Consider the following 14,206-nt stretch of genomic DNA (forward strand, 5'->3'; position numbering starts at 1 on the left):
CCCCTCTCCCGTCCCGGGAGAGGGACTGAAACGACATTCACGCCGGTTCCAGAACCACCTTCACATCCGCCGGGCGCCCGAAGAAGGGGGCGGTGGTGACCAGCAGCGGGCAACCGGCGGCGGCGTAGGCCGCCGCGTTGTCCTCGGTCACGCCGCCCGCCGCCGCGACGACCGGCGGGCGCGGCAGGCCGCGCGTCGCCTCGACCACGGCGCGGGCCTCCTCCGGCGGGCGCTTCTCCAGCTGCAGCACGTCGGCCCCGGCCCGGGCGAAGGCGATGGCGTCCGCCACCGTGTCAACCTCCACCACGATCGTCTTTTCCGGCGCCCGGCGGCGCAGGTCGGCGATCCACGCCTCCGGCGGGCCGGACAGGAAGGCGCGGTGCTCGGGGAAGACCAGGATCGTTTCCGACAGGCCCAGCCGGTGCATCACCGCCCCGCCGGCCAGCGCCGCCTTGACCGACAGGTCCTTGGCGCCGGGGAAGTTCTTGCGGGTGCAGGCGACGGTCACGCCGGGGGCGGCCTCGACGATGCGGCGGGCGCGGGAGGCGATGCCGGAGGCGTATTCGACCAGGGTCTGCGCCACCTTCCAGCCGCGGTGCAGGGCGCCCGCCGGGCCGTGGCCCTCCAGGAAGGGCGTCCCGGCCTCGACCGCCGTGCCGCTGGGCCGGACGGACGTCACCGTGCCGCCGGCCTTTTCGATCAGGCGGGCGGCCTCCTCCGTCCCGGCCAGCACCATGGCGCCGCGCGCCGCGAACCGGATGCGCGCCGGGGCGGCGGCGATGCCCAGCAAGTCGGTGGTCAGGTCGCCGTAGGGAACGTCCTGGGCGAGAAGCGCGTCGAGCGCGGCATCGGACAGGACGATCATCGGCGGTTTCCTTTTGTCTGTTAAAGCCACCCGCGGCGGCGGAAATACCAGAGCGGCACCACGGCCGACAGAACCATCAGCAGGATCGCCATGGGATAGCCGAAGTCCCAATCCAGCTCGGGCATGTAATGGAAGTTCATGCCGTAGGCCGAGGCGATCAGCGTCGGCGGCATCAGCGCGACCGACACGACCGAGAAGATCTTGATGATCGCGTTCTGCTCGATGTTGATCAGGCCGAGCGTGGCGTCGAGCAGGAAATTCGCCTCATGCGCCAGGAAGCCGGCGTGCTCGTTCAGGGACCGCAGGTCGCGCGACAGCGTCTTCAGCGCGGCCTTCTGCTCCTTGGTCAGCCGCCCGGCGGCGACGGAGGAGAGGAAGGCGACCAGCCGGTCCAGCCCGGCGAGGCTGTCGCGCACCTTGTGCGTCAGGTCGCCGGCCCGCCCGATGCCGCGCAGCACGTCCTGCAGCTCGTCCGGCTTCTTGGCGGCCCGCCCGCCACCGCTCGTTCCGCCCCCGCCGAGACCGCCGTTGTTCAGCGAGTCGGTGAAGATACGCGCGGACAGCCCATCGATGCGGGCGCCGATCAGCTCCAACACGTCGGCGACCCGGTCGATCACCGCGTCGAGGATGCCCAGCAGCGCGTCCTCGGCGCTGGCCAGAAGCTCCGGCTGGCGGCCGGTCCGCGCGGCGAAGGTGGCGACGGAGCGCGGCTCGGTGAAGCGCACCGTGATCATGTGCCGGGGGGTCAGGACAAAGGTGACCTCGCCCTGCTCCGGCATCGGCGAATCGGCCCGCGCGATCACCGAGGAGGTCAGGTAGACGGCCTCCCCCTCGGTGTAGAGCTGGCTCGACGCCTCGATTTCCTTCATTTCCTCGCGCGTCGGCAGGTCGCAGCCGGTGACGGCGCCGACATGCGCGCGCTCCGCCTCGTCGGGACGGAGAAGATCGATCCACACCGTGTTGGGCGGCAGCGGCTCGCCGAGGGCGAGCGGCTGCTCGACCACGCGGCCGCCCACCCGGGCGTGGACCGTGATCATGCAAGGGCCTCGGCGGGGACCGGGGCGCCGGCGGCGCGGCAGGCGGCGGCCAGCGTGTTCAGCATCAGGCAGGCGATGGTCATCGGCCCGACGCCGCCCGGCACCGGGGTGATGGCCCCCGCGACCTTGACCGCCTCGTCATAGGCGACGTCGCCGACCAGCTTGGTCTTGCCCGGCTCGGTCGGGTGCGCGATGCGATTGATGCCGACATCGATGACCACGGCGCCCGGCTTGATCCAGTCGCCGCGCACCATCTCCGGACGCCCCACCGCGGCGACCAGGATGTCGGCGCGGCGGCATTCGCCGGGCAGGTCCTGGGTGCGGGAGTGGGCGACGGTGACCGTGCAGTCCTGCTGGAGCAGAAGCTGCGCCATCGGCTTGCCGACGATGTTGGAGCGGCCCAGCACCAGCGCCCGCTTGCCCTTCAGGTCGTTGCCCAGCGTGTCGCGGAGCAGCAGCAGGCTGCCCAGCGGGGTGCAGGGCACGATGGCGCCGGCCCCGCCGGTCGCCAGCAGGCCGGCGTTGACGACGTGGAAGCCGTCCGCGTCCTTTTCCGGGACGATGCGGGCCAGCACGCGGGCCGTGTCGATGTGCCTGGGCAAGGGAAGCTGGACCAGGATGCCGTGCACCGCCGGGTCGGCGTTCAGCCGGTCGATCAGGGCCAGCAGCTCCGCCTCGCCGAGGTCGGCGGGCATGTGGTGGTCGAAGCTGTTCATGCCGAGATCGGCCAGGGCCTTTTCCTTGGACCGGACATAGACCTGGCTCGCCGGGTCCTCGCCCACCAGCACAACGGCGAGGCCGGGGGTGACGCCGTGGCTGGCCTTGAGCGCGGCCACACCCTCCGCCACGCGGGCGCGCAGCCCCGCGGCGAACGCCTTGCCGTCGATGATCTTCGCCTCAGCCATCGCTCTTCCCACCATTGCTGCTCACCGGCTCGCCGGTCGCGGTTTCCACCAGCGCCGTCAGCCGGCGCATCAGGTCGGCCGGATCGCCGGCCACATGGACAATCTTGTTCCGGTCGGTGGCGCCGGCCACCACCGTCAGGCTGGTCTTGGGCAGTTTCCACGCCTTGGCCAGCAGTTTCACCACCGCCTCGTTCGCCTTGCCGTTCTCCGGCACGGCGGTGACGGTCACCTTCAGGGCCGTTCCTCCGGACGCCGTGGCGGCCAGCCCGGCGATGGCGTTGCGCGACGCCTTGGGCGTCACCCGCAGCGCCAGCCGGACGCCGTCTGCCACCGCCTCGAAGGGAGCGGCCTCGAAGGGACTTGCCATCAGAAGCGCGGCCAGTATTCCGCCATCAGGTTGCGGATGAAGAAGATCAGCAGGATCAGCGCGATCGGCGACAGGTCCAGGCCGCCCATGTTCGGCAGGACGCGGCGGATCGGGCGCAGCACCGGCTCCGTGATGCGGTAGAGGAAGTCGCCGATGACATAGACCGCGCGGTTGCGGGTGTTCACGACGTTGAAGGCCACCAGCCAGCTCAGCACCGCCGAAGCGATGAGCAGCCACACATAGAGGCTGAGAACGGTGTCGATCAGCAGGTAGAGCGCAATCATGCCCGGCCCGTCCCTTTATTGTCCGATTTTGCGGGGCACCCTAAGCACAAGCGGCGAGTGCTGTCCAGTGCCGCGCGGCGGGCCGCGATCATGCCCTTCGCCATCCCCTTGCGCACCACCGCCGATGCCCGTGGGCGGGCGCGTTCAGGGGGCTTGACAGGCCCTCTCCACATCACCATTATCCGCCGCACGCCGGTGACGGTGTGTGGGGCCGTAGCTCAGCTGGGAGAGCGACGCGTTCGCAATGCGTAGGTCGGGAGTTCGATCCTCCTCGGCTCCACCAATCCCCCCAAGACAATGATGCGACACAGGAATTCGCCCGGAAGCGGCGGAATTCCCCGCGGTGTACACCGCCCTGTCGCACGACGGCTTCGGCCAAATCGCGTCCATCTCTTTTAAAATTCGCCTCCCGTCGCCCTGGACGGCGCCATCCGCCGTGCCGTCCGGGATCGCGGCGCCCGTGAGGCGCCGCCTTCTACTCCACCGCCTGACGCAGGGCGGCGGCGCTCGCCCAGGGGGCCAGCGGCAGGGCACCGGCCAACAGGCCGCCCAGCAGCAGCAGATGCGGGCGCGGGGTCAGGCCATTCAGCGCGGCGTCGATGGCCCCGGCGCCGAAGATCAGCACGGGGATGTAGAGCGGCAGGATCAGCAGCGACAGCAGCACGCCGCCGCGCCGGGCGCCCAGCGTCAGCGCCGCCCCGATGCTGCCGATCAGGCTGAGGATCGGCGTTCCGACCAGCAGGGTCAGCACCAGAATCCCGAAGCCCTCGGCGTCCATGTTCAGCAGCAGCGCCAGCAGCGGGGCGGCGGCGATCAGCGGCAGGCCGGTCACCAGCCAATGGGCCAGCGTCTTGGCCAAAACCACCGCCTCCATCGGCAGGGTGGACAGCGACAGCAGCTCCAGCGAGCCGTCCTCGTAGTCGTTCTGGAACAGCCGCTCCAGCGACAGCAGCGAGGCGAGCAGGGCCGCCACCCAGATCACCCCGGCGGCGATGCGGGCGAGGATGTTCGGCTCCGGCCCGACGCCGAAGGGGAACAGCACGACGCACAGCACGAAAAACATCACGGCGATGCTGGCGTCCGACCCCTGGCGCAGCGCCAGCCGCAGGTCGCGCCCGATCAGGCGCAGGAAGCGGGTCATGCCGCGTCCTCCTCTTCCTCAACCTCGTCGTCCTCGCCCCCGTCGTCCTCGTCATGGGGGACGGGGGTGAATTCGTCGAGGTGCAGCTCGCCGGCGCCGGGCATGGCGATGTCCACATGGGTGGAGACGGCGACCATGCCGCCGCCGGCCCGGTGCTCCGCGATGATCTCCTCGAACAGGGCGATCGCCGCTCGGTCGAGCGCCACGGTCGGCTCGTCGAGCAGCCACAGGGCGGCGGGGGCGGCGATGATGCGGGCGAGGTTCAGGCGCCGCTTCTGCCCCGCCGACAGGTAGCGCCCCGGCACGTTGGCGATGTGCGGCACGCCCAGCCGGTCGAGCGCCTTCAGCGCGTTGCCCCGCGGGTCGGCGGCGCCGCCCAGCGTGGCCCAGAAGGACAGGTTCTCCACCGCGCTCAGCACCGGCTTCACCGCGTCGAGATGGCCGACGTAATGGATGCGGCCGCGGTGGGCGTCGGGATCGTCGGTCACCGGCACATCGTCCCAGGAGAGCCGGCCGCGGATCGGCTTGAGCAGCCCGGCCATGACGCGCAGCAGGCTGGACTTGCCGCTGCCGTTGGGGCCGAGCAGGAACAGCGCCTCCCCCGGCGCGATCCGGAAGTCCAACCCGGTGAAGACCAGCCGGTCGCCACGGAGGCAGGTCAGCGCGGAACCGGCGAAAACGGGCATGGCGGCGGGCGGGCTCTTGCGGTGGGCGGGGCGGGGGGAGCTATAGCACAGCCCGTCCGGGTGCCAAAAAGAAACGGCCTCACAAAAGGTCGGGCCAAACAGAAACGGCCCCAAAAAGAAACGGCCATCGCAAGGGGGTTCTTGCGATGGCCGCCGATCCAGCCGGGGCCTGGCTGGGGACCCCGGAAAACCGGAGCCCTGATCGTCGCTTAGGGGCCGGACCGCAGGGGTTCACAGATCCGGCCAGCCACTTCATGCCCTAAGGCTTCCTCCGGTTTAGGGCCAGAAAGTGGCGAAATTTTGATCCGGGGAATGTCCCTTCCCATTCCAGGGCATTGCCCCGGCAGGAGGGAGCGGGCATTCATAGGCGCCTTCGCCCTTCGCGGCTCAACCGGACCGGGTGCCTGCCATGACCCTGCTGATCGACCTGTTCAACGGCCTTCCCGACATCGCCCGCATCATGCTGATGCTCAGCGTGGTGGCGGCGTCGGGGCTGGCGCTGGGGCAGGTCAAGGTGCGCGGCGTGGGGCTGGGCATCGGCGGGGTGCTGTTCGCCGGGATCGCCGCGGGGCACGTCGCCAAGGCGCTGGGCCTGACCTTCGACCATCACGTCCTGCATTTCATGCGGGAGTTCGGACTGATCCTGTTCGTCTACACCATCGGCGTGCAGGTCGGCCCCGGCTTCTTCGCCGCCCTGAAGAAGTCCGGCCTGACGCTGAACCTGCTGGCCGCCTCCCTGGTCGGGCTAGGGGTGCTGGTGGCGGTGGCGATCCACGAGATCGGTGGGGTGCCGCTGCCGGCGGTGCTGGGCATCTTCTCCGGCGCCGTCACCAACACACCGTCGCTGGGCGCCGCGCAGGAGATGCTGCGCGAGGTCGGGGCCTCGGCGGCGGAGATCAACACGCCCAGCCTCGGCTACGCCGTCGCCTACCCCTTCGGCATCGTCGGCATCCTCATCACCATGGGACTGATCCGCGTCCTCTTCCGCATCGACCCGGCGGCGGAAGCCGAGGCCTTCGAGCGCAAGCGCCGCGCCCAGGTGGAAACCTTGGAGACGCTGGACGTCGCCGTGCGCAACCGGTCGGCAATGGGGCTGCCGCTGCGCGACATGGCGCTGTTCGGCGACCAGGGGGTGATGATTTCCCGCCTGCTGCGCGAGGGGCGCCTCCAGGTGCCGCACCCGGACACCTGCCTGCGCGCCGGCGACGTCGTGCATCTGGTCGGGCCGCGGGTCAAGCTGGAGGCGACGAAGCGGCTGCTCGGCGAGGCGGCGGAGGTCACCCTGACCACCAAGGGCACCGACATGCGCTGGGACCGGCTGGTCGTCACCAACGAGCATGTGCTGGGCAAGGCCATCGGCCAGCTCGACCTCGCCGACGCCTACGACGTGGTGGTCAGCCGGGTCAACCGCGCGGGCGTGGAGCTGGTGCCGAGCCCGGCCCTGCACCTCCAGTTCGGCGACATCCTGACCGCCATCGGCAAGCCGTCGGACCTCCAGCGGGTGGCGGCGCTGATGGGCAACTCGGCGCGGCGGCTCCAGCAGGTGGAGTTCGTGCCGGTCTTCATCGGCATCCTGCTCGGCGTGCTGCTCGGCTCCATCCCCTTCTACATTCCGGGGATGCCGGCGCCGCTGAAGCTGGGTCTGGCCGGCGGGCCGCTGGTGGCGGCGATCCTGCTGGCGCGCATCGGCCACATCGGGCCGCTGGTCTGGTTCATGCCGCCCGCCGCCAACATGGCGCTGCGCGAGATCGGCATCGTCCTGTTCCTGGCGGTGGTCGGGCTGATGTCCGGCGACCGCTTCGTTGAGACTCTGGTGCACGGCGACGGGCTGTTGTGGATCGGCTGCGGCGTGCTGGTGACGCTGATCCCGCTGCTCGTCGTCGGCGTCGTCGCGCGGGCCTGCGCCCGGCAGAACTACCTGACGATCTGCGGCCTGCTGTCCGGCAGCATGACGGACCCGCCCGCGCTCGCCTTTGCAAACGCAATGAGCGCATCGGAGGCTCCCGCCCTCGCCTATGCCACTGTTTACCCTATGGTTATGTTTCTGCGTATCCTTGCACCGCAGTTGATCGTCCTGTTCCTCTGGTAAAGGGGCAACCCTGCGGGAGCGCCTCCCACGGGATCGGCGGACGGTCTGTCCTCGCGTGAGGAGACGCGGCCATGCACGCGCTCATCGATCTCTTCCTGGCCATGCCGCCGATCGCGCGCGTGGTGTTCATGCTGGGCATCACCTCGGCCCTCGGGCTGGCGCTCGGGCACATAAGGCTGCGCGGGGTCGGGCTGGGCATCGGCGGCGTGCTGTTCGCGGGCATCGCGGTCGGCCATTTCGCCAAGCAGGCCGGGGTGACGCTGAACGCCGAGATGATGGAGTTCATCCGCGACTTCGGCCTGATCCTGTTCGTCTACACCATCGGCATCCAGGTCGGCCCCGGCTTCTTCGCGGCGCTGAAGAAGTCCGGGCTGGCGCTGAACGGGCTGGCGCTGCTGATGGTCGGTTCCAGCATCCTGCTGACCGCCGCCCTCGTGCTGTTCGACCTCGTGCCGCTGGGCTCCGGCCTCGGCGTCTTCGCGGGCGGGGTGACCAACGCCCCGGCGCTGGCCGCCTCGCAGCAGGTGCTGAAGGAGGTCGGGGCCGACGCCGCGGTGATGGCCCTGCCCGGCCTGGCCTTCGCCGTCACCTACCCCTTCGGCATCGCCGGCAATCTGCTGGCCATGGCGGCGGTGCGGATCGTCTTCGGCATCGACCCGCAGGAGGAGGCCAGGGCCTTCGAGGCCGCCCGGCGCGCCGAGGTGGCGGCGCTCGACACCATGGACATCGCCGTCACCAACCCGGCCCTGCGCGGGGTGCGGCTGGGCGACCTCACCATGCTGCCGAGCCTGGGGGTCTGCGCGTCGCGGCTGCTGCGCGGCGGCCAGCTCCGCGTGCCCGGCGAGGACACCCGGCTGGAGGAGGGCGACGTGCTGCACGTCGTCGGCCCGCGCCCAAGGCTCGAACAGGTCCGTCTGCTGATGGGGCGGGAGGCCGACGTCCGGCTGACCACCAAGGGCAGCGACCTGCGGTGGGAGCGCATCGTCGTCACCGCCAACCCGGTGCTGGGCAAGTCCATCGCCGCGCTGAACCTCAAGGGGGCGTGCGACGTGGTGGTCAGCCGCGTCAACCGCGCCGGCGTGGAGCTGGTGCCCAACGCCGCGCTGAAGCTGCAGTTCGGCGACATCCTGACGGTGATCGGCAAGCCCGACGATCTCAAGGCGGCGGCCTGCATCATCGGCAACTCCGAACGGCGGCTGCAGACGGTGGAGATGATCCCGGTCTTCGTCGGCATCACGCTGGGGGCGCTGCTGGGCGCCATCCCGCTGTTCCTGCCGGGCATGCCGGCGCCCTTGCGGCTGGGCATGGCCGGCGGACCGCTGATCGTCGCCATCGTGCTGGCGCGCATCGGCCACATCGGGCCGCTGGTCTGGTTCATGCCGCCCGCCGCCAACCTCGCCCTGCGCGAGATCGGCATCGTCCTGTTCCTCGCCGTGCTCGGCATCGCGTCGGGCGACCGCTTCGTCGAGACGATGGCGAGCGGCGCCGGACTGCCCTGGATGGCCTGGGGCGTCCTGGTGACCCTCGTGCCGCTGCTGCTGACCGGGCTGCTGGCGCGCGGCGTCATGAAGCTGAACTTCCTCAGCATCTGCGGCGTGCTGGCCGGGGCGCAGACCAACCCGCCGGGCCTCGCCTACGCCAACGCGGTGGTCGCGTCGGAGGCGCCGGCGCTGGCCTACGCCACCGTCTACCCGCTGGCCATGTGCCTGCGCATCCTGGCGCCGCAGCTTCTGGTGCTGATGCTGTGGTGAAAAACCCGCCGGCTTCCCCCATCGCGCGGTTGCCCCGGGGCCTGCAAAATCCGCGTTGCGGGAGTTTGTCCGGCGGTCTAGCCTAGCGGCACCGTCCAGGGTTGGACGGTCCAGACCGTTCCCCGCCCCGTCCCCCGCCGACAAGCCCCGCATGCACCGACACCCGCCCACGAATCCCCACGCCCCCGAAGCCGTCCTCGTCGAGAATGTCCACAAGCGCTTCGGTCCGCTGGAGGTGCTGAAGGGCGTCTCCCTGACCGCGCGCGAAGGCGACGTCATCACGCTGATCGGCTCCTCCGGTTCCGGCAAGAGCACGCTTCTGCGCTGCATCAACATGCTGGAGGTGCCGGACGAGGGGCGGATCGTCATCGGCGGCGAGGCCATCGGCCTGAAGAAGGGGCGCGGCGGCCAGACCGTACCCGCCGACTCCCGTCAGGTGGACCGCATCCGCACCCGGCTCGGCATGGTGTTCCAGAGCTTCAACCTCTGGACCCACATGACCATCCTGGAGAACGTCATCGAGGCGCCGGTCCATGTGCTGGGCGTCCCGAAGGCGGAGGCGGTGGACCGCGCCCGCAAGCTGCTGGACAAGGTCGGCATCCTGGCCAAGGCCGAGTCCTACCCGGTGCAGCTCTCCGGCGGCCAGCAGCAGCGCGCCGCCATCGCCCGCGCGCTGGCCATGCAGCCCAAGGTGATGCTGTTCGACGAGCCGACGTCCGCGCTCGACCCCGAGCTGGTGGGCGAGGTGCTGCTGGTCATCCGCCAGCTCGCCGAGGAGGGCAACACCATGATCCTCGTGACTCACGAGATGGGCTTCGCCCGCGAGGTCGCGTCGGAGGTGGTGTTCCTCCACCAGGGCCGGATCGAGGAACGGGGGCCGCCCGACCGGGTTCTGGTCAATCCGGAATCGGACCGCGTGCGACAGTTCCTGTCGCGTCACCTGTCCGGCAACGGCTGAATCGGTCGCGCGAGGACGGCCCGCTCAATTCCCTTGACTGGCGCTGTAAAACCGTAAACCTCAGAGCCTGCCCGAGCATAAAAGCCATCCATAAGGGCATCAGAACAGAGGAGGTTTCCCGTGAAGAAGATCGTTGCGGCCCTGGCGCTCGGCGCCATTGTGGCGGTCGCCGGCACCGCCGCCGAGGCCAAGGAGTGGAAGAAGATCCGCATCGCCACCGAGGGCGCCTACGCCCCGTGGAACGCGACGGACCCGTCGGGCAAGCTGATCGGCTTCGAGCCGGACCTCGCCCTGGAACTCTGCAAGAAGATGAAGGCCGAGTGCGAGATCGTCGCCCAGGATTGGGACGGCATGATCCCGGCCATCCAGCAGGGCAAGTACGACGCCATCATGGCGGCGATGTCGATCACCGACGAGCGTGAGAAGGTCATCACCTTCGCCGGCCCCTACGGCACCGAGCCGTCGATGTTCGGCACCATGAAGACGTCGCCGCTCGCCAAGGCGACCTTCCCCGGCGAGCGCTACGACCTGTCCAAGGACGACCCGAAGGCCGCCATCGCCGCCCTGGCCGACGCGCTGAAGGGCAAGACGGTCGGCGTTCAGACCTCGACCATCCAGGCGAACTTCATGGAGAAGCTTCTGCCGCAGGTCGCCGTCCGCACCTACGACAAGCTGGACAACGCCGGCATCGACATGGCCGCCGGCCGCGTCGACGCCATCTTCGGCGACCGTTCGGCGGTGGACGCCATCCTCAAGGCGGACGCCGGCAACAACATGACCCTCTTCGGCCCGGCCTTCGCGCGCGGCGTGCTGGGCAAGGGTGTGGGCGTGGGCCTGCGCAAGGCCGACGGCGACCTGAAGGAGCTGTTCAACAAGGCCATCGCCGAGGCCAACCAGGACGGCACCATCACGAAGCTGAGCACCCAGCACTTCGGCTACGACATCTCGATCAAGTAAGGCCGACCTCCCCCCGCGGAGGAGCTTCGCGCGCCGCCACCCTTCGTCATTCCCGCGGAAGCGGGCGTGGCGGCGGAGCGGCGGTTTTCCGCGAAGCGCCCCGCGGAGGCTTACGCCGGGAACCCATGTTCGAACTTCTCTCCTTCGGCCCGAACGGGTGGGGCGGCCAGCTTCTCGGCGGGGCCGCGATGACGGTCGCCGTGTCGGTGTCGGCCTTCGTCCTCGGCCTCGTCTTCGGCTCGCTCGGCGCGTCGGCGAAGCTCAGCCGCCACCTCGCCCTCACCGGCGTGGCGGAGGTCTACACCACCGTCGTCCGCGGCGTGCCTGAGCTGCTGGTCATCTACCTGCTGTTCTTCGGCGGCAGCGGCGCGGTCATGGCCGTCGGCCGCGTCTTCGGCTACGAGGGCTACATCGAGCTGAACGCCTTCTCCATCGGCGTGCTGGCGGTGGGGCTGATCTCCGGCGCCTATTCGACCGAGGTGATCCGCGGCGCCGTCCAGGCGGTGCCCCACGGCCAGATCGAGGCGGCGCGCGCCTGCGGCATGTCGCGCTGGCTGATCCTGCGCCGCATCCTGGTGCCGCAGACCCTACGCTACGCCCTGCCGGGGCTGGGCAACGTCTGGCAGCTCACCCTGAAGGACACGGCGCTGATCTCCGTGACGGCGCTGGCCGAGATCATGCGCGTGTCGCATGTGGCGGCGGGGTCGACCCGCCAGCCATTCCTGTTCTACACCACAGCGGCGGTGCTCTACCTCCTGCTCACCACCGTCTCGACGGTGGCGTTCGAGCGGGCGGAACGCTACGCCAATCGCGGCGTGCGGAGGGCCTGACCCATGAACTGGGAATTGATGTGGGACAGCGTGCCCACCCTTCTGCGCGGCGTTCCGGTGACCCTGCAGCTGGTCGGGCTGGCGCTGCTGTTCGGCGCGGGCGTGGCCTTCGCGGTGGCGCTGCTGCGGCTGTATGGCAACCGCGTCACTGAGCGGCTGATGGCCGCCTACGTCTTCGTCTTCCGCGGCACGCCGCTGCTCGTGCAGATCTTCCTGATCTATTACGGCATGGGCCAGTTCGAACTGGTGCGCAGCAGCTTCCTCTGGGTCTATCTGCGCGAGCCCTTCTGGTGCGCGATCCTGGCGCTGACGCTGAACACCGGCGCCTACACCAGCGAGATCCTGCGCGGCGCCATCCTGTCGGTGCCGCAGGGCCAGATCGAGGCCGCGCGGGCCTGCGGCATGTCGCGCACGCTGCTGTTCCGCCGGATCGTGATGCCGGTGGCGATCCGCCAGATGCTGCCGGCCTACGGCAACGAGGTGATCCTGATGGTCAAGGCCAGCTCGCTCGCCAGCACCATCACGCTGCTGGAGATCACCGGCATCGCCCGCAAGATCATCGCGCAGAGCTTCGCGGTGTTCGAGGTGTTCATCGTGGCGGGCAGCATCTACCTGCTGCTGAACTTCCTCGCCTCCCGGCTGATCCGCTACGCGGAGTGGCGCATGACGCCGTACCTGCGGGCGCGGGGCTAGGCTGCCGGTCCCTCCCCCGCTGACGCAGGGGAGGGAGATATCGGCGAAGCGGCGGCACTCTCCCCTGTGAGAGCGGGGGTGCGATCCTGATGTTCAGGCGTGGTGTTCAGGGCTGTTTGCCTTCCCACCTCTTGCCGTCGCGGACCATGTCATTCAGGATGACGATCGTCTTTCGCATGGGCGCTCACGCTCTTAGCGGCGCGCCGGCTGGGGTGGGTCGAGCGTTTTGACCGCCGGGAGCCGTCGTGCAGACGGCTTGCAGCCCGGCTACGCCTTCGGTTTTGCAGCGCCCGCACCATTTTCTGATCGTGCCCGGCGAGGCCCGCCGCACCGCAATTTCCCGACCCCGCGGCATCAGTACGGCCCTCCGAAAAGGCTTGAACGTCGCACCTTCAGCTTCCTCGGTTCCGGTCGAATGAACAACCTCCTGAAAGGAGAGGGCCTGCGTCGCCCCCAGGCACAACGAAAAACCGGCGCCTCCCGTTGGGAAAGCGCCGGCTTTTTCGTTCATGAAGCCGATTGCCAAGTTGGTGCGAAGCCTACTGCGTCCACGTCCGGTGTGGTTTGGCGTGTGCCGTGGTGACCTGGCGGCGACCTACTCTCCCACGTCTTAAGACGCAGTACCATCGGCGCTGAGGCGTTTCACGGCCGAGTTCGGAATGGGATCGGGTGTTGGGAGCCTCGCCATGACCACCAGGTCACCAAGGCACACGCGAACCATCCGGACAGGGACGGCAGGTTTCGTTAAGTGAGGACGTATGCGTTCTTGTACTTGCGGTGTTGGCTCGTGCGCCCAGGGCTTGCCGCTGCGCGCGGGCCGCCGGCTGGGAAGGATCAAGCCGATCGAGCGATTAGTAAGGCTCAGCTTCAGGCGTTGCCGCCCGTCCACATGCCTCCTATCGACGTGATGGTCTGTCACGGCTCTCAAGGGAGTTCTGGTTTAGAGGTGGGTTTCCCGCTTAGATGCTTTCAGCGGTTATCCCGTCCATACTTAGCTACCCGGCCATGCCACTGGCGTGACAACCGGTGCACCAGAGGTATGTCCATCCCGGTCCTCTCGTACTAGGGACAGATCCTCGCAAAACTCCGACACCCACGGCAGATAGGGACCGAACTGTCTCACGACGTTCTAAACCCAGCTCACGTACCACTTTAATCGGCGAACAGCCGAACCCTTGGGACCTGCTCCAGCCCCAGGATGTGATGAGCCGACATCGAGGTGCCAAACGACTCCGTCGATATGGACTCTTGGGAGTCATCAGCCTGTTATCCCCGGCGTACCTTTTATCCGTTGAGCGATGGCCCGTCCACATGGAACCACCGGATCACTATGGCCGACTTTCGTCTCTGCTCGACTTGTCTGTCTTGCAGTCAGGCGGGCTTATGCCATTGCACTCGACGAGCGATTTCCGACCGCTCTGAGCCCACCATCGCGCGCCTCCGTTACACTTTGGGAGGCGACCGCCCCAGTCAAACTACCCGCCATGCAGGGTCCCGGCTCCGGATGAACGGAGCGCGGTTAGATGCCAGAGACCTCAAGGGTGGTATTTCAAGGATGGCTCCACCCGAGCTGGCGCCCGGGCTTCCTAGCCTCCCACCTATCCTACACATGAGATCCCTAGCACCACTGCAAAGCTGTAGTA

13 protein-coding genes, 1 tRNA gene and 2 rRNA genes (1 of these 16 only partly in view) are annotated in these 14,206 nt (G+C 68.9%); 7 read left to right on the top strand and 9 right to left on the bottom strand.

What is annotated here, in order from left to right:
- Positions 1-37: 37 nt before the first annotated feature.
- Genes modD through D3869_RS06900 form a run of 5 tightly spaced genes read right to left on the bottom strand, consistent with a single transcriptional unit; the run spans position 38 to position 3,458 of the window.
- On the bottom strand, positions 38-865 hold the full coding sequence (gene modD / locus D3869_RS06880) for a ModD protein (RefSeq protein ID WP_137139451.1): 828 nt from the start codon (positions 863-865) through the stop codon (positions 38-40).
- A 20-nt stretch (positions 866-885) separates the two neighbouring features.
- Positions 886-1,902, bottom strand: a complete 1,017-nt coding sequence (locus D3869_RS06885) for a magnesium transporter CorA family protein (protein WP_137139452.1) — start codon at positions 1,900-1,902, stop codon at positions 886-888.
- Positions 1,899-2,807, bottom strand: coding sequence for a bifunctional methylenetetrahydrofolate dehydrogenase/methenyltetrahydrofolate cyclohydrolase FolD (gene folD / locus D3869_RS06890; protein WP_137139453.1), 909 nt, complete (start codon positions 2,805-2,807; stop codon positions 1,899-1,901). Before folD ends, D3869_RS06885 begins: the two co-directional genes overlap by 4 nt.
- The gene (locus D3869_RS06895) at positions 2,800-3,174 is read right to left on the bottom strand and encodes a DUF167 domain-containing protein (protein WP_137139454.1); all 375 of its coding nucleotides are present in this window, start codon (positions 3,172-3,174) and stop codon (positions 2,800-2,802) included. The genes folD and D3869_RS06895 overlap by 8 nt, the downstream gene beginning before the upstream one ends.
- A complete protein-coding gene (locus tag D3869_RS06900) occupies positions 3,174-3,458 on the bottom strand; it encodes a YggT family protein (RefSeq protein WP_014238675.1) in 285 nt (94 codons plus the stop codon). The genes D3869_RS06895 and D3869_RS06900 overlap by 1 nt, the downstream gene beginning before the upstream one ends.
- A gap of 207 nt (positions 3,459-3,665) precedes the next feature.
- Here D3869_RS06900 and D3869_RS06905 point away from each other — a divergent pair.
- A tRNA-Ala gene (locus D3869_RS06905) sits at positions 3,666-3,741 on the top strand.
- Between the two features lie 192 nt (positions 3,742-3,933).
- On the opposite strand, the gene ccmB is transcribed toward D3869_RS06905, so the two are convergent.
- Both ccmB and ccmA read right to left on the bottom strand, forming a co-directional pair.
- A complete protein-coding gene (gene ccmB, locus D3869_RS06910; RefSeq protein WP_114857883.1) occupies positions 3,934-4,599 on the bottom strand; it encodes a heme exporter protein CcmB in 666 nt (221 codons plus the stop codon).
- On the bottom strand, positions 4,596-5,285 hold the full coding sequence (ccmA, locus tag D3869_RS06915) for a heme ABC exporter ATP-binding protein CcmA (RefSeq protein ID WP_137139455.1): 690 nt from the start codon (positions 5,283-5,285) through the stop codon (positions 4,596-4,598). The genes ccmB and ccmA overlap by 4 nt, the downstream gene beginning before the upstream one ends.
- 409 nt (positions 5,286-5,694) lie before the next feature.
- On the opposite strand from ccmA, the gene D3869_RS06920 reads away from it, so the two are divergent.
- From D3869_RS06920 to D3869_RS06945, 6 genes are all read left to right on the top strand, one after another.
- Positions 5,695-7,374, top strand: coding sequence for a putative transporter (locus D3869_RS06920; RefSeq protein ID WP_137139456.1), 1,680 nt, complete (start codon positions 5,695-5,697; stop codon positions 7,372-7,374).
- A 71-nt stretch (positions 7,375-7,445) separates the two neighbouring features.
- A complete protein-coding gene (locus D3869_RS06925; protein ID WP_137139457.1) occupies positions 7,446-9,125 on the top strand; it encodes a putative transporter in 1,680 nt (559 codons plus the stop codon).
- A gap of 151 nt (positions 9,126-9,276) precedes the next feature.
- The gene (locus tag D3869_RS06930; RefSeq protein ID WP_137139458.1) at positions 9,277-10,083 is read left to right on the top strand and encodes an ABC transporter ATP-binding protein; all 807 of its coding nucleotides are present in this window, start codon (positions 9,277-9,279) and stop codon (positions 10,081-10,083) included.
- A gap of 120 nt (positions 10,084-10,203) precedes the next feature.
- Positions 10,204-11,040: a transporter substrate-binding domain-containing protein gene (locus tag D3869_RS06935; protein WP_094301562.1), complete on the top strand. Its 837-nt coding sequence runs from the start codon at positions 10,204-10,206 to the stop codon at positions 11,038-11,040.
- A 125-nt stretch (positions 11,041-11,165) separates the two neighbouring features.
- On the top strand, positions 11,166-11,870 hold the full coding sequence (locus tag D3869_RS06940; protein ID WP_137139459.1) for an ABC transporter permease: 705 nt from the start codon (positions 11,166-11,168) through the stop codon (positions 11,868-11,870).
- A 3-nt stretch (positions 11,871-11,873) separates the two neighbouring features.
- Positions 11,874-12,563 carry an ABC transporter permease gene (locus D3869_RS06945; protein WP_137139460.1) on the top strand — a complete coding sequence of 230 codons (690 nt, stop codon included), beginning with the start codon at positions 11,874-11,876 and terminating at the stop codon, positions 12,561-12,563.
- A gap of 582 nt (positions 12,564-13,145) precedes the next feature.
- Here the strand turns inward: D3869_RS06945 and rrf are convergent.
- Both rrf and D3869_RS06955 read right to left on the bottom strand, forming a co-directional pair.
- Positions 13,146-13,261 (bottom strand): 5S ribosomal RNA (gene rrf, locus D3869_RS06950).
- 132 nt (positions 13,262-13,393) lie between these two features.
- Positions 13,394-14,206, bottom strand: a 23S ribosomal RNA gene (locus D3869_RS06955) (it continues 1,934 nt past the right edge of the window).

It is taken from the genome of Azospirillum brasilense, assembly GCF_005222205.1.
Classification (GTDB): domain Bacteria; phylum Pseudomonadota; class Alphaproteobacteria; order Azospirillales; family Azospirillaceae; genus Azospirillum; species Azospirillum brasilense_G.

Coding starts and splice junctions, on each gene's coding strand:
- D3869_RS06895 (WP_137139454.1), bottom strand. CDS start 3,174: ATGGCAAGTCCCTTCGAGGCCGCTCCCTTCGAGGCGGTGGCAGACGGC.
- modD (WP_137139451.1), bottom strand. CDS start 865: ATGATCGTCCTGTCCGATGCCGCGCTCGACGCGCTTCTCGCCCAGGAC.
- D3869_RS06925 (WP_137139457.1), top strand. CDS start 7,446: ATGCACGCGCTCATCGATCTCTTCCTGGCCATGCCGCCGATCGCGCGC.
- folD (WP_137139453.1), bottom strand. CDS start 2,807: ATGGCTGAGGCGAAGATCATCGACGGCAAGGCGTTCGCCGCGGGGCTG.
- D3869_RS06885 (WP_137139452.1), bottom strand. CDS start 1,902: ATGATCACGGTCCACGCCCGGGTGGGCGGCCGCGTGGTCGAGCAGCCG.
- D3869_RS06945 (WP_137139460.1), top strand. CDS start 11,874: ATGAACTGGGAATTGATGTGGGACAGCGTGCCCACCCTTCTGCGCGGC.
- D3869_RS06930 (WP_137139458.1), top strand. CDS start 9,277: ATGCACCGACACCCGCCCACGAATCCCCACGCCCCCGAAGCCGTCCTC.
- ccmB (WP_114857883.1), bottom strand. CDS start 4,599: ATGACCCGCTTCCTGCGCCTGATCGGGCGCGACCTGCGGCTGGCGCTG.
- D3869_RS06900 (WP_014238675.1), bottom strand. CDS start 3,458: ATGATTGCGCTCTACCTGCTGATCGACACCGTTCTCAGCCTCTATGTG.
- D3869_RS06940 (WP_137139459.1), top strand. CDS start 11,166: ATGTTCGAACTTCTCTCCTTCGGCCCGAACGGGTGGGGCGGCCAGCTT.
- D3869_RS06920 (WP_137139456.1), top strand. CDS start 5,695: ATGACCCTGCTGATCGACCTGTTCAACGGCCTTCCCGACATCGCCCGC.
- ccmA (WP_137139455.1), bottom strand. CDS start 5,285: ATGCCCGTTTTCGCCGGTTCCGCGCTGACCTGCCTCCGTGGCGACCGG.